The 19,526-nt window shown below is 33.2% G+C and carries 25 protein-coding genes and 2 tRNA genes; 14 read left to right on the top strand and 13 right to left on the bottom strand.

What is annotated here, in order from left to right:
* Window positions 1–8 precede the first annotated feature (8 nt).
* The gene (locus C5F49_RS01410; protein ID WP_179362985.1) at window positions 9–296 is read right to left on the bottom strand and encodes an AlbA family DNA/RNA-binding protein; all 288 of its coding nucleotides are present in this window, start codon (window positions 294–296) and stop codon (window positions 9–11) included.
* 115 nt (window positions 297–411) lie between these two features.
* Between C5F49_RS01410 and C5F49_RS01405 the strand changes: the two genes are divergently transcribed.
* Entirely contained in the window at window positions 412–951 is a 540-nt protein-coding gene (locus C5F49_RS01405) for a HEAT repeat domain-containing protein (protein WP_179362984.1), read from the top strand.
* A gap of 1 nt (window position 952) precedes the next feature.
* Here C5F49_RS01405 and C5F49_RS01400 read toward each other — a convergent pair.
* Window positions 953–1,026, bottom strand: a tRNA-Ala gene (locus tag C5F49_RS01400).
* 125 nt (window positions 1,027–1,151) lie between these two features.
* On the opposite strand from C5F49_RS01400, the gene C5F49_RS01395 reads away from it, so the two are divergent.
* From C5F49_RS01395 to C5F49_RS01370, 6 genes are read left to right on the top strand one after another with little or no spacing between them, the layout of a single operon-like run.
* Window positions 1,152–1,997: a ferredoxin--NADP reductase gene (locus C5F49_RS01395; protein ID WP_179362983.1), complete on the top strand. Its 846-nt coding sequence runs from the start codon at window positions 1,152–1,154 to the stop codon at window positions 1,995–1,997.
* Between the two features lie 51 nt (window positions 1,998–2,048).
* Window positions 2,049–2,651: a nucleotidyl transferase family protein gene (locus C5F49_RS01390; RefSeq protein ID WP_179362982.1), complete on the top strand. Its 603-nt coding sequence runs from the start codon at window positions 2,049–2,051 to the stop codon at window positions 2,649–2,651.
* Between the two features lie 34 nt (window positions 2,652–2,685).
* Complete coding sequence (locus C5F49_RS01385) at window positions 2,686–3,603, top strand: branched-chain amino acid transaminase (RefSeq protein WP_179362981.1); 918 nt, start codon at window positions 2,686–2,688, stop codon at window positions 3,601–3,603.
* Window positions 3,604–4,539, top strand: coding sequence for a Gfo/Idh/MocA family protein (locus tag C5F49_RS01380; RefSeq protein ID WP_179362980.1), 936 nt, complete (start codon window positions 3,604–3,606; stop codon window positions 4,537–4,539). It begins immediately after the preceding gene.
* Window positions 4,536–4,805: a Trm112 family protein gene (locus tag C5F49_RS01375; RefSeq protein WP_179362979.1), complete on the top strand. Its 270-nt coding sequence runs from the start codon at window positions 4,536–4,538 to the stop codon at window positions 4,803–4,805. Before C5F49_RS01380 ends, C5F49_RS01375 begins: the two co-directional genes overlap by 4 nt.
* Before the next feature lie 4 nt (window positions 4,806–4,809).
* On the top strand, window positions 4,810–5,286 hold the full coding sequence (locus C5F49_RS01370) for an acyltransferase (protein WP_179362978.1): 477 nt from the start codon (window positions 4,810–4,812) through the stop codon (window positions 5,284–5,286).
* Here C5F49_RS01370 and C5F49_RS01365 read toward each other — a convergent pair.
* From C5F49_RS01365 to gins23, 5 genes are read right to left on the bottom strand one after another with little or no spacing between them, the layout of a single operon-like run.
* The gene (locus C5F49_RS01365) at window positions 5,283–5,513 is read right to left on the bottom strand and encodes a hypothetical protein (protein WP_179362977.1); all 231 of its coding nucleotides are present in this window, start codon (window positions 5,511–5,513) and stop codon (window positions 5,283–5,285) included. The genes C5F49_RS01370 and C5F49_RS01365 overlap by 4 nt on opposite strands.
* Window positions 5,510–6,502 (bottom strand): MraY family glycosyltransferase, encoded by a 993-nt coding sequence (locus C5F49_RS01360; RefSeq protein ID WP_179362976.1) that lies wholly within the window; start codon window positions 6,500–6,502, stop codon window positions 5,510–5,512. The genes C5F49_RS01365 and C5F49_RS01360 overlap by 4 nt, the downstream gene beginning before the upstream one ends.
* A complete protein-coding gene (locus C5F49_RS01355; protein WP_179362975.1) occupies window positions 6,503–8,629 on the bottom strand; it encodes a DEAD/DEAH box helicase in 2,127 nt (708 codons plus the stop codon).
* Complete coding sequence (locus tag C5F49_RS01350; protein ID WP_179362974.1) at window positions 8,626–10,713, bottom strand: minichromosome maintenance protein MCM; 2,088 nt, start codon at window positions 10,711–10,713, stop codon at window positions 8,626–8,628. The genes C5F49_RS01355 and C5F49_RS01350 overlap by 4 nt, the downstream gene beginning before the upstream one ends.
* Window positions 10,694–11,224, bottom strand: a complete 531-nt coding sequence (gins23, locus tag C5F49_RS01345; RefSeq protein ID WP_179362973.1) for a DNA replication protein Gins23 — start codon at window positions 11,222–11,224, stop codon at window positions 10,694–10,696. The genes C5F49_RS01350 and gins23 overlap by 20 nt, the downstream gene beginning before the upstream one ends.
* A 190-nt stretch (window positions 11,225–11,414) precedes the next feature.
* Between gins23 and C5F49_RS01340 the strand changes: the two genes are divergently transcribed.
* The gene (locus C5F49_RS01340) at window positions 11,415–12,365 is read left to right on the top strand and encodes a replication factor C small subunit (RefSeq protein ID WP_179362972.1); all 951 of its coding nucleotides are present in this window, start codon (window positions 11,415–11,417) and stop codon (window positions 12,363–12,365) included.
* Window positions 12,366–12,368: 3 nt separating this feature from the next.
* Here C5F49_RS01340 and C5F49_RS01335 read toward each other — a convergent pair.
* The 3 genes from C5F49_RS01335 to C5F49_RS01325 all read right to left on the bottom strand — a co-directional run bounded on the left by C5F49_RS01335 (window position 12,369) and on the right by C5F49_RS01325 (window position 13,688).
* Window positions 12,369–12,452 (bottom strand) — tRNA-Ser (locus C5F49_RS01335).
* A 73-nt stretch (window positions 12,453–12,525) separates the two neighbouring features.
* Window positions 12,526–13,074 carry a 4Fe-4S dicluster domain-containing protein gene (locus C5F49_RS01330; protein ID WP_179362971.1) on the bottom strand — a complete coding sequence of 183 codons (549 nt, stop codon included), beginning with the start codon at window positions 13,072–13,074 and terminating at the stop codon, window positions 12,526–12,528.
* A gap of 104 nt (window positions 13,075–13,178) precedes the next feature.
* Window positions 13,179–13,688: a 4Fe-4S dicluster domain-containing protein gene (locus tag C5F49_RS01325; protein WP_179362970.1), complete on the bottom strand. Its 510-nt coding sequence runs from the start codon at window positions 13,686–13,688 to the stop codon at window positions 13,179–13,181.
* A gap of 129 nt (window positions 13,689–13,817) precedes the next feature.
* Between C5F49_RS01325 and C5F49_RS01320 the strand changes: the two genes are divergently transcribed.
* Complete coding sequence (locus C5F49_RS01320; RefSeq protein ID WP_179362969.1) at window positions 13,818–14,483, top strand: translation initiation factor IF-6; 666 nt, start codon at window positions 13,818–13,820, stop codon at window positions 14,481–14,483.
* Here C5F49_RS01320 and hisS read toward each other — a convergent pair.
* The 3 genes from hisS to C5F49_RS01305 all read right to left on the bottom strand — a co-directional run bounded on the left by hisS (window position 14,464) and on the right by C5F49_RS01305 (window position 16,953).
* A complete protein-coding gene (gene hisS / locus C5F49_RS01315) occupies window positions 14,464–15,747 on the bottom strand; it encodes a histidine--tRNA ligase (protein WP_179362968.1) in 1,284 nt (427 codons plus the stop codon). The two genes, C5F49_RS01320 and hisS, sit on opposite strands and share 20 nt — an antisense overlap.
* Before the next feature lie 192 nt (window positions 15,748–15,939).
* Window positions 15,940–16,338, bottom strand: coding sequence for a hypothetical protein (locus tag C5F49_RS01310; protein ID WP_179362967.1), 399 nt, complete (start codon window positions 16,336–16,338; stop codon window positions 15,940–15,942).
* A 54-nt stretch (window positions 16,339–16,392) separates the two neighbouring features.
* The gene (locus tag C5F49_RS01305; RefSeq protein ID WP_179362966.1) at window positions 16,393–16,953 is read right to left on the bottom strand and encodes an HD domain-containing protein; all 561 of its coding nucleotides are present in this window, start codon (window positions 16,951–16,953) and stop codon (window positions 16,393–16,395) included.
* Window positions 16,954–17,029: 76 nt separating this feature from the next.
* Here C5F49_RS01305 and C5F49_RS01300 point away from each other — a divergent pair, with 76 nt between their 5' ends.
* The 5 genes from C5F49_RS01300 (at window position 17,030) to C5F49_RS01280 (ending at window position 19,522) form a co-directional block, all read left to right on the top strand.
* Window positions 17,030–18,010 (top strand): aldo/keto reductase, encoded by a 981-nt coding sequence (locus tag C5F49_RS01300; protein ID WP_179362965.1) that lies wholly within the window; start codon window positions 17,030–17,032, stop codon window positions 18,008–18,010.
* 45 nt (window positions 18,011–18,055) lie between these two features.
* Window positions 18,056–18,775 (top strand): hypothetical protein, encoded by a 720-nt coding sequence (locus C5F49_RS01295; protein ID WP_179362964.1) that lies wholly within the window; start codon window positions 18,056–18,058, stop codon window positions 18,773–18,775.
* 64 nt (window positions 18,776–18,839) lie between these two features.
* Window positions 18,840–19,058 (top strand): hypothetical protein, encoded by a 219-nt coding sequence (locus C5F49_RS01290; protein WP_179362963.1) that lies wholly within the window; start codon window positions 18,840–18,842, stop codon window positions 19,056–19,058.
* A gap of 35 nt (window positions 19,059–19,093) precedes the next feature.
* Complete coding sequence (locus C5F49_RS01285) at window positions 19,094–19,279, top strand: hypothetical protein (protein ID WP_179362962.1); 186 nt, start codon at window positions 19,094–19,096, stop codon at window positions 19,277–19,279.
* A gap of 48 nt (window positions 19,280–19,327) precedes the next feature.
* Window positions 19,328–19,522 carry a hypothetical protein gene (locus tag C5F49_RS01280; RefSeq protein WP_179362961.1) on the top strand — a complete coding sequence of 65 codons (195 nt, stop codon included), beginning with the start codon at window positions 19,328–19,330 and terminating at the stop codon, window positions 19,520–19,522.
* The last annotated feature ends 4 nt before the right edge of the window (window positions 19,523–19,526 follow it).

The raw sequence follows: 19,526 nt of genomic DNA, 5'->3' as shown, positions 1-19,526 counted from the left end.
AAGTACAACTAGCTTGTATTTCGCTTTACTTCAATTTCTATTGTTGAAACGTTTCTTGTTCTACCGTCTTGAGACTCTAATGATTCGGAGCCAATTTTAATTTCTCCGATAGTGTAGCCTGCATTTTCTGTCTTTCTAGCAATGATTTGAGCTACATCTACAGCACGACCTATGCTGAGTCCTCTAGCTTTGATGCTTACGGCAGGTAAGTTTGCCAATTGAATTAGCGTTGATGTTACATATGCCATCAATGGTTTCTTACCAATGAATACGGTGTCTCGGGTTTCATTTGACATGCAAAATTTGGTATTTTAGGATAATTTAAAGCTAAAAGGGGATTTTCAAAATAAATGAAAAAAAATTGAAAAATTTGAAGCATTATTAACTAGAAAGAAGGAATTTAGTCAGAACTTGGAAAATATTTTAAAAGTTTTAGAATTTGGAAACAGTAAAGAAAAAATCAAAATTTTAGAGACTCTAGATAATGAGGACAATCCCAATTTATTAGAAAAAATAATTTCAAAATTAGATGACGATGATCTTGCAGTTAGAGGGGAAGCATTTAGTTCACTATTATTAAATAAAAATAAAATTTCGAATTTTTTGATCAATAATTTGAGTACCGCAAATAAAAACATCAGAAGTTTTGTATCACTAGTACTAGCAAATAGAAATGAAACATCTGCAATACCTGAAATAATTAAACTTGTAAATGATGAACGTTCTATGGTCAGATCATGTGCTCTTGGAGCCTTAGGTCATCTAAAAGCCATTGAAGCTAAAGAGATTTTTCTTGAAGCATTATCAGATTCCAACATAGAAGTAAAGAAAAGTGCGCTCCAAGCAATAATTAACTTGAAAATTGCATTATCAGAAGAAAAAATCAATGATATTTTAAAAGAAAAAGATCCAGAAATTGAAAAAATGATTTTATCTGCAATTAAAAAATAAATGGACCGGAAGGGATTTGAACCCTCGATCCCATGCATGCCATGCACATATCCTACCGGACTAGACGACCGGCCCAATAATCAGAAATCTGATTGAAATAAGTTTTACAAATTGGTTATTAACGTTTAGCGGTCAATTAGGAAATCGTGTTATGAAATTAACACAATATATTTAACCGTGCAAATGCTGATTCAATCGTTATGGTCGTAGATAACAAAGCAACTGTCACTTATGTCCAATTATTAAAAGAAGATCTTGTAATTATTAGAATGGTTCCAAATGATGGACCTGTTCCAGAATATCAAGCAGGTCAATTCATCACTTTAGGATTACCAAATCCTGTGGAAAATGGAAAAATTGTTAGACGTGCATATTCAATTGCATCACATCCAGAAAATAGAGACTATATTGAATTAGTTATCAGATGGGTTAGAAAACCACTTCCAGGTAGATTAACTACTCAATTATTTAATGTAAAAGAAGGAGATGAAATTCTCTGGTTAAAACCAACAGGTAGAGCTTTACTAATTAATGAAGAATTGGCAAATGGGGAAAAAGATAACCGTAGAATTGTTTGTATTGGTGGAGGAACAGGTCTTGCACCATTTGTAAGTTTTGCACAACATCTTCATGATACTGGAGATAAACGTGAAATCATAGTTTTACATGGTGCCAGTTATGTTGATGAATTAAGTTACAAAGATTTGCTAACTAATCTTGAAAATGAAAGTATTGCTAAAGGAAAAGATCAATGGAATTTCAGGTACAGAGCTGCAATTAGTAGACCACAAGAATGGTTTAACAGATCATGGGCAGGTCAAGTTGGTAGAGTTGAGACATTCCTAAGACCAAGAGACAATGGAATTTCACCATTAGAAGAATTAATTGATGATAAAATAACTAAAGAAAATACAATTTTCTATGTTTGTGGATGGCAAGGAACCATTGATGGGGTAATGGATTTCTTGAATCCCAAAGGTTTTGTCACAGACCATGACAAACGTGAAGATGGAAGCTTTGAAGTTAAATACGAATCATACGGATAAAACTTTTTTAAATTCAATCATTGAAATATGAGAATTATTTACGTGATGTAATTGATTACGGCACTATATCTCGCACATCTAAATCCAGTAACGAATGCACATGTTGAAATTATTAAAGAATTAAAAAAACAAGCAGATGTAGTTAAAGTAATGCCAGTAGTCTTCAAAGATGAAGACAGAGAAATAAACAGTAAGAGTTTTCCGTTTGATTTTAAAACTAGGAAAAAAATGCTTGAATCTATTTTTGGAGATTCAATCAAAATAACTGATGATTACGCATTTCAAGCACCATTCAAAAAATATCTTCCGCCACTGGTAAGAAGGAAATCATGGAAACTAAGAAAACAAATTCTTGATGGAGTTGAAGGTGATTATTTTTCATATACCGGTGACAAGGCAGAAGGTTACATGTTGAAAATGTACAGATTAAGACCAAAAATTGGTGAACGTAAAGCACTCTCTGCAACATCAGTTAAAGAAAAATTGTATGATGTAGCATTAGGGAAAAAATCTGCTTGGAAAGAAGATGTTCCTGAAGAGATAGTCAAAATTATTGATGAAGAATGGAAGACTGTTGAAAAATTTGCAAAAGAAGAAGATCAAACTACACGGATTGTAGGAATGAAATTTCCTAAAGAAGGGTATTCAAAATAAGTAGAGATTAATACACTCGTGGTAGAATTTTTCCATGGCAATTCCTCTTTCAAAATATGTTTGGTTTGATGGAAAATATGTCCCTACAGAAAAAGCACAAGTTCCAATTACAACACATGCAATTCATTATGGGACATCAATATTTGAAGGAATTAGAGCATACTGGAATGGGAAAAATCTCAATGTTTTCAGATTAGATGAACATGTAAAGCGATTTAGAAGATCAGGACAATTTTATAATATTTCACTTAATTTTTCAGATGATGAAATTACTAATGCAATTATTGGGATTTGTAAAAAAAATAAAATAAAAAAATCATGTTACATAAGACCGTTTTACTTTGTAGGTGATTACGGAATTAATCTCCATGTTACTGAAAAAGCTCCAACAAATGTTGCAATCTTTACTTTTCCTTTTGGGGATTTGTTTAATAAAAATGGAATTACAGCAGGAGTCGTATCTTGGAGAAAATTCTCAGACATGTCAACCCCACCTCAAGCCAAAATGGGAGGAAATTATCTAAATTCTATCATTGCAACCCAAGAGGCAAAGCGAAATGGGTTTGATGAGGCAATTTTACTTGATCATAATGGAAATGTCAGTGAAGCCCCAGGTGAGAATATCTTCATTGTTAGAAATGGTCAATTGATCACTCCTTCGCTTGCATCATCAGCACTTGAAGGAATTACACGAGATGCAATTATCAAAATTGCAAAAGATTTGGATATAGATATGATTGAGCGAGAGATTACAAGAAGTGAATTGATAACATCAGAAGAAATTTTCCTAACTGGAACTGCAGCTGAAATTACACCAATCATTAAAATGGATTCAAAACAAATTGGAAATGGCAAACCTGGAGACATTACTAAAAAAATGATGGAAATGTATACAGAGATAGTAATGAACAAAAATGATGATTATACTCATTGGTTAACTGAGGTATATTAGATGAAAATTATTCAAATTGGAACAGGCGGATGGGGGAAAAACCATACAAGAATTTTATCACAATTAGGAGTACTAGTAGCTGTATGTGATTCAGATTCTCAAAAAAGTAAAGAATATGGAGAAAAGTATTCGGTTAATCATTATACATCATTAGATGAATTATTAGTTAAAGAGGAATTTGATGGTGCATTTGTAGTAACACCTACATCAACTCATACTGCAATTACACATAAGTTGTTAGATGCAAAAAAACATGTCTTTGTTGAAAAACCAATGACATACAAATCTGAAGATGGTCAAAACCTTGTTAAAATTGCAGAAAAAAATAAAGTTATTCTAACATGTGGATATATTGAAAGATTCAATCCTGCAGTTGACGTAGTTAAAAAAATGGTCAAAGAGAAAAAATACGGTGATTTAGTAATGCTTGAATTTCACAGAGAAAATAGAATGCCTCTGCACATCAAAGATGTGGGGATTATTTATGATACATCAGTTCATGATATCGATACTGCAAATTGGTTATTTGATGAAATGCCTCAGGTAGTATTTGCCAGAGCAGGGAAAATAAAACATGAACATGAAGACTTTACAAGTATCATGTTAGGATACAAAAATGATAAAGTTGCAATCATAACATCCAATTGGATAACCCCTAAAAAATTAAGGAAATTTAATGCAGTTTGTACAGATGCAATTATTTCATCTGATTTTATCACCCAAGAAATTGTCGTAGAAAAAGATGAAAATTCAGAAATTATACAAAATGAAAAACAAGAACCATTGTTATTAGAAATTCAAAGTTTTCTTGGGGCAATTGAAGGGAAAAACAACCAAGTGGTAAAATCTCAAGAGGCAGTAAATGTTACAAAAATTGCCGAAGCTGCACTTTTATCTAGTCAAAAGGGAATACCAATCTATCTGGATCTAAAATGAACAAAACTATGATGGATATTTTGGCTTGTCCGATTGACAAAACACATCCTTTAGAATTATTTGAAATAAAGGAAAAAGACAATGTTATTTCCGAAGGGGTTATTTTTTGCCCAAAATGTTCTAGATTTTACCCAATAATTGAAGAGATTCCAATAATGTTACCAGATGAACTTCGAGATAAGAAACAAGAAATAGAATTTCTGAAAAAATTTAAGGATAGATTACCTGAAAAAATTATTACAAAGGCAAACCCATGGCACTTGTGAGATAATGGTTACTAATTTTATTTCAGAGAAAGCAAAGATTGGTGAAAATGTTCAGATTTGGCATTTTTCATATGTAGGAGATAATGTAGAAATTGGAGATAATGTCAAAATTGGTTCTTTAGCACATGTTGATTATGATGTAAAGATTGGTGAAAATACCAAAATCGAAGGTCAAGCATACATACCACCACTTTCAAGAATTGGAAAAAATGTATTCATTGGACCTGCAGCAGTATTAACAAATGATCCTTATCCAATGTGTAATAAAATGATAGGAGTAACAATTGAAGATAATGCAATTATTGGTGCACGTGCAGTAATCAAAGCAGGTGTCACTGTAGGAAAAAATAGTGTTGTTGCAATGGGAGCAGTTGTGACAAAAGATGTTCCTGAAAATACAGTAGTGATAGGTTCTCCTGCTTCAATTAGATACAGTAGAGACGAATATGACAAGAAACAAAGACAGTGGAAAGAAAGTTAAAGTTTAATTTCGTTTCTAAATATCCAATTTTTCATCTTTGATAAAATTAAAACCCAAATTACAACTAGAACTATTGCAATAACAGCTTTTATGACAGATGCAATAAACCAATTAAGTTCACCAAATCCTGAAATTGAAATTGGTCCTAGAATCATAACTATAATTCCACCACCTACAATTATCAACCCCCACATTGCAAACAAGAAAATAAAAAGTCCAGATTTCAAAATGTTACTCCCATCATAAACGCAGTAATCACTGCTAAAATTCCTGAAAATATTGTTAGTTTAAAAATTGCCAATCCTACATTTTTTTCAGACATTGGTCCACCTGCAAGAATCAGTCTAACCAAAGTAACAGGGGCCTTTTTGTCATTAGTTGCCTTTAGTAGAAAGTCTTCAGTATGTTCTACAGGTTTTCCCTTGATTTGTCTATGTTCTACTACTCGTTTTACGCTTGATAGGAACAAAAATGAGTTGATCACTGCAGGCAAAAGTGCAATTGCTGCAATTATTTCAACACCACCTACAATTGCAATTGCACCATACATTGCACCTAAAGTTAATGCGCCAGAATCTCCTGGAAAAATTTTACTTGGGATTTTATGATATTTGTAAAATGCTAATGAAACAAATCCAAGCGGTAAACTTACAATTGCAATTTCATAGTTTTGTACAATGAATAAGCAAATTGACAATGAGAAACTAGCAATGACCATAAATCCACTTGCAACACCATTTAGAACATCAATCGAATTAATTGTATTTCCAGTAATTGGGATCATAAATATAATTAATGCAAGATACAAGGCAGGAATTTGTACTGTCCCAAATAATGGAAATGCAAGATCAGTATCATATGCACCAAGTGCAATGATTGGAATTGCAGCAATTGCTAATGTCAATGGCTTAAACCAACCACCCATTACTTTTCTATCATCAACATATCCGATAACACATGCAGCCGATGTTGTAATTAGTATAGCAAGAATTTCATTCATTTGTAAAAATGCATAAAGAACTAATTCAGATGCAATGATTCCTGCAAGAATTGCAGGGCCACCAGGTCTTACTACCATTACATCTTCTTTTTTATTCATATCCTTGACTGCAAAATTTCTTTTTTCTAAAATTTTAATTAAAGGAGGAGTCAAAAGAAATACTACAAAGAATGCCACAATACAAGAAATTATTGTCGGAATCAGTAAATCAATCAATTATCTAACCTTTCGTAACTCTGCCTTTATGTTATCCGCAATGGTTGAACCAATTTTATCAAATTCTGCTAATTTATTCACAGGAATTTTTCTCAAATCATCCAAATTCTTGACACCGTGTTTGAATAGAATTCTAGCTCTAACCCTTCCAATGCCCTTAACTCTGACTAAATCAAGCAGTTCCTCTCTAATTCCATAGACTATTCTATTTCTCAAATCACTCAATTCTTCAAGTAAATCTGCCCTCTCAACGTGCTTGGAAATTTCCCTAAGACAATAAGATAGCCAATTTGCATTCTCAGTCATCCTATGCATATCCCCAGACTCAATTCCGAGGCTATCTGAAAGAGATAATTCAGTAGATTCAGCAATCCAAGATTGTAATGCCAAAAGGCTTCTTGAACAATCATACTCTGATATTGGTTCTAAGAGTTGTGATGAATTGTTATCAATCATTAAACTTGCAGTTTCGTAATCTTTTTGACGTAAGGTGAACTTTGGGAAAAATTCTTCACAATTTGTGATCATGTGTAAAAATCCAAAAGTATGTTTTCTTTCTTGAGATACATTTTCAATTGAATCTCTAAAGTATGTTGCAGTTAATGGATCAATATACAACATTGATGTCTTTTTTCCAAATTCAGTAGCGGCATATCTTTCACCTTTTTTAATAATCAAAAACTTACTAGAAAGAAAACGTAATGAAATATCAATTGCAAATTTAATTGTAGGTTTTCTTGATTGTAGTCCACCCAATGTTTGTAAAAAGAATTCTAAAATCTCTTCTTTTTTAATTCCTGGATGTGTGACTATAACACTTAGAATATGAGTTCGTAGAGATTTATCATCTGTTATTTTAGATACGATTGCTTCAGGTTCTCCATTAATGTAATATTCTATTAGATCTTCTGCATTACCATTTCCAACAATAATTGATTCCCCATAATCATCGTATTGTGGTCTTCCAGCTCTGCCACAAAGTTGTTTGTATTCTAAAATACTAATTGGTCTATTAGCACCTACTTTGGCATTATACCTGTTAATGTTTGATATAACAACTCGTCTTGCTGGAAGATTGACACCAGCAGCTAAAGTTGGAGTAGATGATAAAAGTTTGATGGTGCCTTTACGAAATTCTGCCTCTATAGTTTCTCTGCATTTTTGATTTAGTCCTGCATGATGAAATGCAACTCCTTTTTTTACTAATAATGCCAATGTTTTGACTAATTCAGTATGCTCATTTTCTGATAGAAGTTTTTTTGATGTTTTTTCTAATTCTGTAATTTCTTTTTTTTCTAATATCTGAAAAATTGCATCTGCTGCTTTTGTTGCAAGAGATTTTGAGCGAGTTCTAGTCTCAGCAAAAACTAAGGATTGTCCTCCCTGATGTACTGATTGCACGCCTAAATCAATAGGTGTTCCCATTAAACTACGCTCAACTTCAAAGGTTTTACCATCACTCATTGTAACTTGACCTCCGTCACATACCCCTTCAGAAAGTGGAACAGGTCTCCAATCATTTTTTACTAATTTGCATTCAAGCCAGTCTGCAATCTCATCTGAATTTGTAATCGTTGCACTAAGACCTACAATCTGAGGTTTTGTTTCTAATAGTTTGAGTTGTGTAAGAATCATCTCAAGTGTCGGACCTCTATTCTCATCTCCAATCAAATGAACTTCATCAGAAATCACTAATCCAATTTCATCAACCCATTCAGCACCATGTCTAATTATAGAATCCATTTTTTCATTTGTTAAAATTAACACATTACTTTTTTCCAAGTTTTTTTCAATATTTTCAAAGTCACCTGTAGATATTGCAACTTTTACTTTGTTTCCTAGTGCAATTTTTTCCAATTTTTTAAATTCTGTAAACTTTTCAGCAGCTAATGCACGTAATGGACTAAGATAGATCACCTTCCCTTTATTTTTAGATAAATAACTCAACATCGCAAGCATTGCAATCAAAGTTTTTCCACTGGCAGTAGGAGCTGATACTAGAATGCTTTGACCATCTAGCAATCCAGACTTTACACTATCAGATTGTGGAGGATATAATTTTGTAAAACCTTGTGATTTTAAAAATTCAATTGCTGATTCTGAAAGTTTTAGCTTATCTATATTCATACTCGGTTATAGTGACCGGGTTTTGATTCATAAATAGATGCTTCTCTGAGCATTCTTCTAATGTAGTTTCTTGCCTCTTCTTCAGTGAATTTTTCACTCTTTTCAAGTTCTTTTACAAATGTCTTCTCTTCAACTGGAACTTTGTTATCACCTTCAAGACCCTTAAGAACATCCATGAATAGTTGCATCTTGGAAACCTCACTTCTTGGTTTTCCTTGTAACACACCAAGATCGACTTTACCAGTATTAACATCGACTCCTGCATCTTGAAGCATACTCTGAATTAGAAAGATTGCACGTTCAGCATCCTCTTCCTCGACCTGGTCTTTCATGAGTAATCTTGCCCTAGCAGTTGAAAGTCTGATAATTCCTTCTAATTGTCTAGGAGTAACTGTAATCATCTCTTCAGATTCTACATTTCTCATTTGAAGATAGTAATCAAGGATTTTAGCCTCAGCTTCAGGTGTTAATTCAGGTTCTCCACGTTTTGCATATGATAGATATTTTGTTAGTAAATCAACTTCAATGACAGATTTTTTGTCTGTTCCTTGTGAAGAATTTCTTTTAATAATGTGCTTTGCAATCATCATATCTCTTTCTTTAGTTGGAATATCTCGAACTACAAAGATCAAATCAAATCTTGTAAGCAGTGGAATTGGCAAGTTAACATTTTCTGTGATATTTTTGAAAGGATCATATTTTCCATACATAGGGTTTGCGGCAGCCAAGATTGAAGTTCTTGCATTTAGTGTAGCTACAATACCACCTTTTGCAATACTTGCAGACTGTTGTTCCATAACTTCGTGCAATGCACTTCTGTCTTCAGGTTTCATTTTATCAAATTCGTCTATACTTACTAAACCCTGATCACCTAGTACAACTGCACCAGCTTCCAACATCATGATTCCAGTTTTATCTCGAACTACAGCAGCCGTAAGACCTGCAGCTGTAGAACCTCTACCAGAAGTATACAAACCTCGGGGTGCAATTCTTGCACAAAACTTTAGCATTTCAGATTTTGCAGTACCTGGATCTCCAACTAAAAATACGTTAATGTCACCTCTAATCTTACTTCCATCACCAAGCAATCTTTGATTAGAACCAACAATTAGTAATAGAATAGCTTCTTTGATTAGTGCTTGACCTTGAATGTGTGGTGCAAATGAATCAATTAATCTTTGATAGACATCGGAGCTTTGACTAAGTGATTTGATTAATTTTTCTTCTTCAGGCGAAATTTCTTCTCTACCAATTTTTCTGTCAGTTTTAGAACCACGTCCACTTAAAAATTCAATATTATTACCTTCAATTCTTAATCTGTATAGCCCACTATGTCCTCTCTGAACTCCTGCCACAGATTCCTGCTCAACTCGTACTACACCAGTTAGAATAATTCTATCTCCAGGTCTTGAATTATCTACCAGATCCTGCCTAGTTGTGACATCAATATAGTGAGGTAATTGTCCAGGAGGTAAATCTTCAGGAAGTTCTTGTAATCTCAAAATTTGAAAATCGATAAACTTGCTAGATTCAGGCTTTAACTCAAAGTCTCTATGTTTGCAACTAGGATTATCACAAACAATCGGCATCTTAACATCCATGCCCTTTAGCTGAATTACTTTAGTTGGATGTTCATCAGGACATACAAAGACTAGTTCTTTTGCAAGAGGTTTTACTTCAGATGCCCTTACCACCATTCCTGAAACACTTGTAATCTTTCCAATAGTTTCAGCAGTAATTTGCCTTAGACTTCGCTCTAATGGGAAATTAATTAATCTAACACGAATTTCATCTTTAATTTTTTCTGCATATTCAGGAAATCTTGTTTGAAGTGCTTCTTTAATTGCCCTTCCAAATGCTTCAAACAATCTATCAGGGTTTTGAGAAAATATAATCTCAATTTGTGGTTCTACCACCAAATCATTGTAATCAACTATGATGAATTTTGCATTCTTTGGCATCATCTCGTCGATTGCATCTACATACTTGTAGTTGCCATCTCTATCCTTGAATCGAGTTAAGAATTCTTTTACTTTATCTGATAAAGCAGAATCTGTAAATGTGCTAGCTTGAGCCATGCTCATTTCGTTCTCCTCTTATCTGCTTTTCAAACTCTACACTGTTTTCATGAATTGTTTTGTAAAAGATACTCTCCTCAACAGTTAATTTGTTGTATAGTTCTGAATTAAGTTTCATAGAGTCTGCAATCTTTACTAGCTTACCCCTTCTCATTCTAAATAATTCCAACATCATACTTTCAACTTTATCAAAATCATCGTGGTTTAGTTCCTTCATTGATTCTTTCAGTTTTATGTAAAAGTGCGGATCAAGTGTAGAGATTTGATATTCACCAACCATTTTTTCTTTTGATAAAGCTTGTTTTAGTTGTGTGATCATATCTGGAGAATTTAATGTCCCTATTTTATTCTCTGAGAGAATTTTTCCTATCCATTGAGGCATGTTATTTGTATCGCCTTGAGTACCCTCAATTTTCATACCTGCAACATTATACTTGAAATCTTGATTAATCGTAACTTTAGCATCCTTTAGGCGATATCCAATTGAATGCACTTTTTCTACTTTATCTATTTCCATTTGAGATCACTTTTTCTGATTTAGATCCACAAGTACCGGATCGATCAATTCTGTTAACAATTTAGTGAGATCAATTGATCCTAATTAATTCCAGGCTGATCGCATACAATTATGCTAAATTTGATTTTAATATGATGCATATGACAATAACCAATTCGGATTTATTAATGGGATTTAGTCTTTGATACTCATGACTGCAACTGGAATGTGGGTAGAAAAATATCGACCAATGAAACTATCAGAGGTTGTAAATCAAACAGAAATTATTGGTAGTCTAGAAGCTTTAATCAAAGATCCAACAGACATGCCACACTTGATGTTTTCAGGTTCTGCAGGTGTCGGAAAGACAACAGTTGCATTATGTATTGCAAGACAAATTCTAGGAGATTATGCTAAAGACTACACACTAGAGCTTAATGCATCTGATGAGAGAGGAATAGGGATGGTCAGAGAGAAAGTAAAGAAATTCTCAAGATTTGCAGGAATGGCTGAAGTTCCATTCAAAATCATTATTTTGGATGAAGCTGATGAAATGACAAATGATGCACAAACAGCTCTAAGACGAATTATAGAAGATACTGCAAAAATATGCAGATTTATTTTCATTGCAAATAATATTTCAAAAATTATAGACCCCATTCAAAGTAGGTGTGCCACCTTCAAATTTACATCAATTCCTGAAGCAGATATAATCGGAAGACTAGAAGAGATTGCTAAAAAGGAGAAAGTAAAAACGGACAAAAAAGGTCTCAAAGCAATTTATGATTATTCTGAAGGAGATTTGAGGCATGCAATTAACTTAATGCAAGCAACAGCAAGTCTTGGCGGAATTACTGAAGAGAACGTAATTTCTTCAGCAGGTTTGACAAAAACTTCTGATGTTGATGAAGTTCTAAAAATTGCATTGTCTGGAAAAGTTCCAGAAGCTAGAGAAAAAATGATTGAGTTAATCAAAGTTTATGGAATGTCAGAATCGGATTTTCTAAAATACATCAACTCTGCAGTATTCAAATCAAAACATGAAAAATTGGCAGACATTTTAGAGATAATTGCAAAGTACGATTATAGAGTTCTAGTTGGAGCAAATTCTGAAATTCAATTATCTGCAATGTTAGCAGAATTAGCTAAAGTAGAAAATTAAAAACGCAGAGAGAGGGATTTGAACCCCCGTATGCTTGCGCACACAGGCTCTCAAGGCCCGCGCCCTACCGAGCTAGGCGACCTCTGCAAAAAATGTTGATCAATAGAGGTTAAAATCTGTTGATGTAAAATAGAAAAATAAGAAAAAAGAAAAATTTTCTTTAATCGTGTGCGTGAGGTCCGCCACCACTTGATGGCATTTTAACATATGTTCCTGCTGCTTTCTCGTGCCATTCTTGATTTGATGCTTCAATTCGAATAGCTCCTTCAGGACAGATTTCTTGACATGCCATACAAACTGTACAATCATGTTCTCTGATTGGTTGTGATTTGTCTGTATAATCTAATCTTTCATCTTGTTCTGTTTTACCAGTACCTTCAAAAGTTTCTCCCAAACATTTGTCTGCTGGAATATCTTTTTCAGTTCTGTACCATTGGAAGGTTTGAACAGGACATACACTCATGCATGAACCGGCTGCAACACATGAATCCCAATCGACTGCAACAGTAGTACCATGAATTCCTAGAGGAACTTGTGTTTCTCCTCTTGCTTCATAGGCTGCTTTTACATCGTCGTTTGAGAATGCTGCACCATCGGATCTTCCGTCACCCCAGATAAAATGAAGGTTTTCACCATCTGCGTGACTTGTTTTTCCTTTTGGCTTTACGTCATTATGACAAAAGTCTTCAGGAATTTGTAGATCTACCATAATATTATACTTGTAGAATATTATTTAAAGCTAGAGAAAATTAGTTGGGACTAAATTCAAAAATAATATAAAAATTAAAAATTTTTAGGTTTAGATTCTAGAGATTACAAAGTTTTTGCAGCACTTTCATGTTTTTCAACATTTGATTGATCGACCTTGATAGCTGCTGGTGGACACACTGAGACACATGCCATACACCAAATACAATCATGTTCTCTGATTGGATCTGCTTTATCTGTTAGGTCTTTGCGCTCGTCTTTTACATCACTGCCAGTACCTGTAAAGGTTTGACCAACTACATCTTTTGCTGGAATATCTTTTTCGGTTCTGTACCATTGAAAAACTTGTACAGGACAAGCTTCAATGCAAGCACCATCTGCAACACAAGAATCCCAATCTACTGCAACCATTGTACCGCTGACACCAAGAGGAACTTGTTCTTCACCTCTTGCTGCATATGCTGCAACAACGTCTGCATCTGCTAATGTTTCAGCTTGTGAACCATCAGTGTTTTTGGTTTTACCTGGACCCCACATGATATGGAAATTTCCATCATCGAGGTTAATTTTTCCAGTTGGCTTTAGGCCTTCAGGGAAATTTTCTGCTATTGGCATGATACAATTTTCTAGTAGTTATTATTTAAAGCTAGACAGCTGTTTTTCTAACAGGCAAGTGAAGAATCGATCAATTAGGAACGAAAAATTTCCTTACGTTCATAACGATCAAGTGTTAATTCTCTGGATATGGATATTATCAAATATGATGTGTATAGGGGACCAAACCTTGGAGTGTACATTACTGTTAACGATAGTATTGGTCTAGTTCCAATGGGATTTGCTCAAACCAAAGCTGATAAGCTTGCAAAGTATCTAGATATTCAAATTCATCATACTGCAATTGCAAACACTAGACTTATCGGTGCATTATCAGTTATGAACAATAAAGGAATCTTACTTCCAAATACTGCATATCAAAATGAATATGATTATCTAAAAGATGAAACAGATTTAGAAGTTGGTGTGCTTGATACTAAGTTTAATGCACTAGGAAATGTAATCTGTGCAAATGACAAAGGAGCAGTTGTATCACCTTGGTTATCAAAACAAGATTGCCAAACAATTTCAGATGTATTAGGAGTAGAGGTAATTCAGAAAAAAATTGCAGGATTTAATCAGACAGGAGTAGTACTTGTTGCAAATGCAACTGGTGCTGCAATACATCCAGAAGCAGATGAGGAAGATATGAAGACAATAGCCAATCTATTAGGCACAAATATTGAACAGAGTTCAATCAACAATGGAGTTCCATATGTGTCATCAGGGATTTTGGTAAATAATCACTGTGTAGTGGTTGGTTCGTTAACAAGTGGACCTGAGATTATGATGTTGACTAGAGCTTTTCTAAATTAAGAATAGATTTTGGATCCTCAGTTAGTTTTTCTAAAGAGATAGTTCCTTCAGTTCCATTCACCATATCTTTTAGAACTACATTTCCATTTTCCAATTCCTGAGGTCCAACTATAATTGCAAATTGTGAATTTGTTGCAATATCCATTTGTTTTTTCATGTTACGTCCTACCAAATCAATGTCAGTTGGAATGTTGTTAAGTCTAAGTAATGATGCAATTGAGTGAGCAACTTTTTGCATCTCTTCATTGATATACAATACTGCAACTCTTTTTTGTTTAGTTTCTGAAATTATTTTTTGTTCTTGCATTGTTAAAATTATTCTCTCAACTCCTCCAGCAACTCCTGTTGCACCAATATCTTCTCTGTTGAATGCCTTAGTCAAAGTATCATATCTTCCTCCACCAGCTAAAGCACCTAATGTTGAATTTTTATCAAATACTTCAAAAACAATCCCTGAATAGTAATCTAATCCTCTAACAATTCCAAAATTAATTCTAACATTTGAAACTCCTCTATTCTCTAGTGAATCAATTAATGCTTTGAGTTCATCCCATGATTCTAGTTGTGAAACATCAAATGCTTTTTCAACTTCAGTAATTGACCCTTTGATTTGAGAAAACTCTAGAATTTTTTCTAGTTTTTCAGTTGCATATCCCTTTTCTTGAAATTCTTTTAGAATTTGCTCTTTTGATTTTTTTGCAATTTTATCTACTGCACGTAAAATATCAGCAACTAATTCTGGATCTTTTGAATCAAAGATTTTGTTGATAAATGATTCTACAAGATTTCTATGGTTGATATCAATTGTAATATCTTTGAGTAAGAGTGAATCAAATAATCTAGATGTAATTTCTATGATTTCAGCTTCTGATTCAAGGCTAGCTTTACCATAAATTTCAATATCCCATTGGTGAAAGTATCGATATCTGCCCTTTTGTGGTTCATCATATCTAAACACACCTCCAAATGCAGATATTTTTGCTGGAAGCTTTATTGATTTTTGAGATGTAGCATATCTTGTGAGTCCCATTGTAAAATCAAAACGTAATGCTACTTCTCTATCACCCTTATCTTTGAAAAAGTAAATTTCATCTCTAATTCCTGGACCAGATTTAGTTTCCAAGGTAGACAATAATTCAATTGGAGATGGGTCCATAAATGAAAATCCATATAAATTTGATAATTTCTTGAAATGATTCCTAATGTGTTCAATGTTTGCATTTTCCTCACCCTCAAAGTCTTTCATTCCTCGCGGTAATTCCAAGATAATTAGATCTTAGATAGTAGTGATTTAGATATTTCTGTGATAACTAGCAATAGGCTTAAGTGAACTCAAAAAATGTCATGCATATATCATGAAAGTTACCGTAAAAGAAGGATGGAGTGATACAAGTAAGTTAGCAATAATTGCCATAATTGGAAGTCTTTTAGCAATAACTGCAGTTGTAATATTTGACTAGTTTCTTTTTGGCGAAAATGCTGATAGCCAATAGTGCATAATTTTTCTATTCAACTCTGTAAATCCCTCTGCATTGTCATTCCATGTCTTTGCAGTATTTTTTATTGATTCAATATTGGATATTGCAAGTTTATTGTAGATAGATCTAAATTTTAGAGCCTCCTCACTCATACTCTCTACAATATCTTGTGCACTTTTTGGAAAAGTTAATCCAGAATCAGTCAAGAATTCTTTGTACAGAGATGTATTTGCAGTGATTGTATTTCTCCATGTCTTGTAGCATTCGTTTTGTAAATCAAATAATGTTTGTTGTATGTGTGGAACTGAAGATTCTAGTTCTGTGAAATACTTGTTGTTTAGTTTATCTAGAATTTCAAAATCTTTATTTTCACTCATGTATTTACTAAGGAATTTGGGAATTTAAGATTATTGAAATAATTTGAGGCTAGTTCATGACTTTAACTGGACTGAAATGGGTCTTTGATTAAATTTTATAAAAATTACATTTGCACTCTCTATGAGTGATTGAACATATGGGTAGTTTGGATTTCCCAAAATATCATTTTTAATAATACTAAGATAATGTCTTTGTTGTTTAACTAGTCGTAATTTTTTTGATTTTGATGATGTAGAGTTTTTCAATTCTCCCAGATTTGCAGAAATATCACAGAGTTTGATTAATTTTGCACTAAATGATGATTCTTTGAGTTGTGTTGTATATGCTCGCTCTCTTTTTTTTCTAGTTAATTTCATGTCTTTAGATATTGATGAAACCAATACTGCAATTTCACTTTCAAATTGTTCATACAGATCATCAAAAGTTGTTTCTGTTTTCTCTATTGTATCATGTAGCCATCCTGCACAAAATATTTGCTCATCAATAATACCCAAACTTTTGAGTCTATTTACAACATCATCAAGATGTTTTGAATATGGTGTGATACCATCTTCTCTGAATTGTCCTGCATGTTTGCTCTTTGCAAATAATTCTACACTTTTTACTAGATCCAAAATATTCTAAATTTCTCAGTGTTTTGTTCAATATTAGCCAAGTAAACTATATTCCAAAGAAAAATTGTATCAGACTATGCCAATTGAGAAAACACTCCTAGGAGATTTAGAAATTTGTAGAATTCTTAATGGAATGTGGCAAGTTGCTGGAGGCCATGGTCAAATTGATTCAGAATCAGCAGTAACAGATATGGAAAAATATCAAGATTTAGGATTTACAACATGGGATTTGGCAGACATTTACGGTCCTGCAGAATCTTTAATTGGAAAATTCAGAGATTCAGTTGGAAATAATTTTCAATCACTAACAAAGTTTGTTCCAAATCCAGGTCCAATGAGTAAAAGTATTGTTTCACACTATATTGATCAGTCATTAGAAAAAATGAAAACAGAATCTATTGATTTGCTTCAGTTTCACTGGTGGGATTATAGTGATTCAAGTTATCTTGATGCAATGAATAATTTATCAAAATTACAAGGTGAGGGTAAAATCAAACACATTGGCCTAACAAATTTTGATACTGAACGAGTTAAAATAATGAAAGAGCATGGGCATAACATTGTATCAAACCAAGTCCAATATTCTATTTTAGATCAGAGACCTCAAAAGATTATGACTCCATTTTTTGCAAAACATGGAATAAAGATTCTATCTTATGGAACGTTGCTTGGGGGGTTTTTCTCTGAGAAATACATAGGAGTTGATGAACCACATAGAGGTGATTTAACGACATCTAGTCTTCAAAAATACAAAAACATGATTGATGTATGGGGTGGATGGCAATTATTCCAAGAATTATTATCCGTACTGAATAAAATTGGAGAAAAACACCATTGCAGCATTGCAAATATTGCAACTCGGTTTGTATTAGATAAACCGCAAGTTGCAGGTGTAATTATCGGAGCAAGATTAGGCATTGCTGAACACAGAGAAGACAATGCCAAAGTCTTTGATGTAAAACTTGATTCTCAAGACATTTCATTAATTGATTCAATTACTGCAAAATCAAATGATCTCTTTGATGTCATTGGAGATTGTGGTGGAGAATATAGATAATTCTAGATATGGAAATTTATACGATTAAAAGACTATAGGAATTACTTGAATGAAGGGGCTTTACCAAAAGAGGATTCTGATTTTAGTCTTCCAGGAAGAATAGATGAGAGCGATGCCGCATATTTTGGAGTAGAAATAGAATCAAAATCAAAAGGTAAGTCACTTGCAATATTTGGAATAGCATTTGTCTTAATTTCTGCAGGAGTATTTGCATATTATTTTCTAAATCAAAGTGAAATTGATTCACAAATTCTTGATAATACTACCTTTAAGACATTAGAGGAAAAGATGGCAAAGCATTATGGAGTCGGACAATTTGGTAGTGAACATGCGCATGCAGCATTAGCAGTTTTTGTAAACGGGGATCAGGTAGATTTTTCCCATCCACAGTTTCAGATTCAAAGTAAATACATTCATTTCGAAAATAACAATCCGTACCTAATTCACAAACATGCAACTAATGTTCCATTGGATATGTTGTTTGCATCTTTTGGATTAAAAATAACGGAGAATTGTATAGAGTCAAACTATCAATCAGGTACAAATCAACACTGTGTTGATAAAAATAATTCTATGATATTTTTAGTGAATGGAAAATCAATCCCAAATATCAATATCTATGAAATAAGACATAATGATAGAATTTTAATTTCATTTGGAGATTCAGAATTAATTTCAGAACAGATAGAATATTTAGAAGGATTGGAAATTCATGACATTCCTAAAATTAACAAGTTGGTTCCTGGAAATAATATCTCCATTTGAGTCTGCAAAAAATAGATTCAATGTATAGTGATCCTTTTAGAGTATTACTGAGTTAAAAAATAAAATGACTGATTGTGCACACACTTGGAGAAAGAAACTACGACTACAAGAACTAATGGTCATTGCTAAACGTGAAATTGATTCAGGTGAAGAGATTGATCTGGTTTATGAAATATTAGAAGATGAAATGCAAACACGTTGGAAATTTGTTAGCAGTACAAGGCGCCTATACTTGGATGATATTAAGAGAATTTTGGCAAATCAGTATGTTTTGACAGTATAGAATGGATTTTTAAGATATGAAGTAGTATTGTATACATGGTTCTTGCATACATTGGAATTGCAATAGGAGTTTTGATAGTATTAATTCTAATTGTAAAAATTTCAAGGACCAATCCACGTGAAGTTGCAGGAATTGATGCATTTTGTAAAAAGTGTGGGTTAGAGACAAGAGGGATGAATTGTCCTAAATGTGAAAAAAAATCCAAATCATTTGGTGTCTAGTTTACATTGTATAGTGATGCTTTAATGGAATGATTTCAAAATTTAGGCATGTCAGAGTTAATTACAGAATATTTTACCTGTAAAATTTGCCACGAAAACCATTCCATCTCACATGAACAAGTAAAAGATAAACTAACTACTTGTAACAGTTGTTGGTTAAAGATGGGAATTTGGGAAAAGTATGAAGATCCTGATTTGAATAAAAAAAAGAATGACAAGATATCAATTTTAGAACAGTATTAGTATT

The sequence above is a fragment of the Nitrosopumilus oxyclinae genome (genome assembly GCF_013407165.1).
Taxonomy (GTDB): domain Archaea; phylum Thermoproteota; class Nitrososphaeria; order Nitrososphaerales; family Nitrosopumilaceae; genus Nitrosopumilus; species Nitrosopumilus oxyclinae.
Note: the sequence above shows the minus strand (reverse complement) of the source record. Positions and strands in the feature narration are given on the sequence as shown.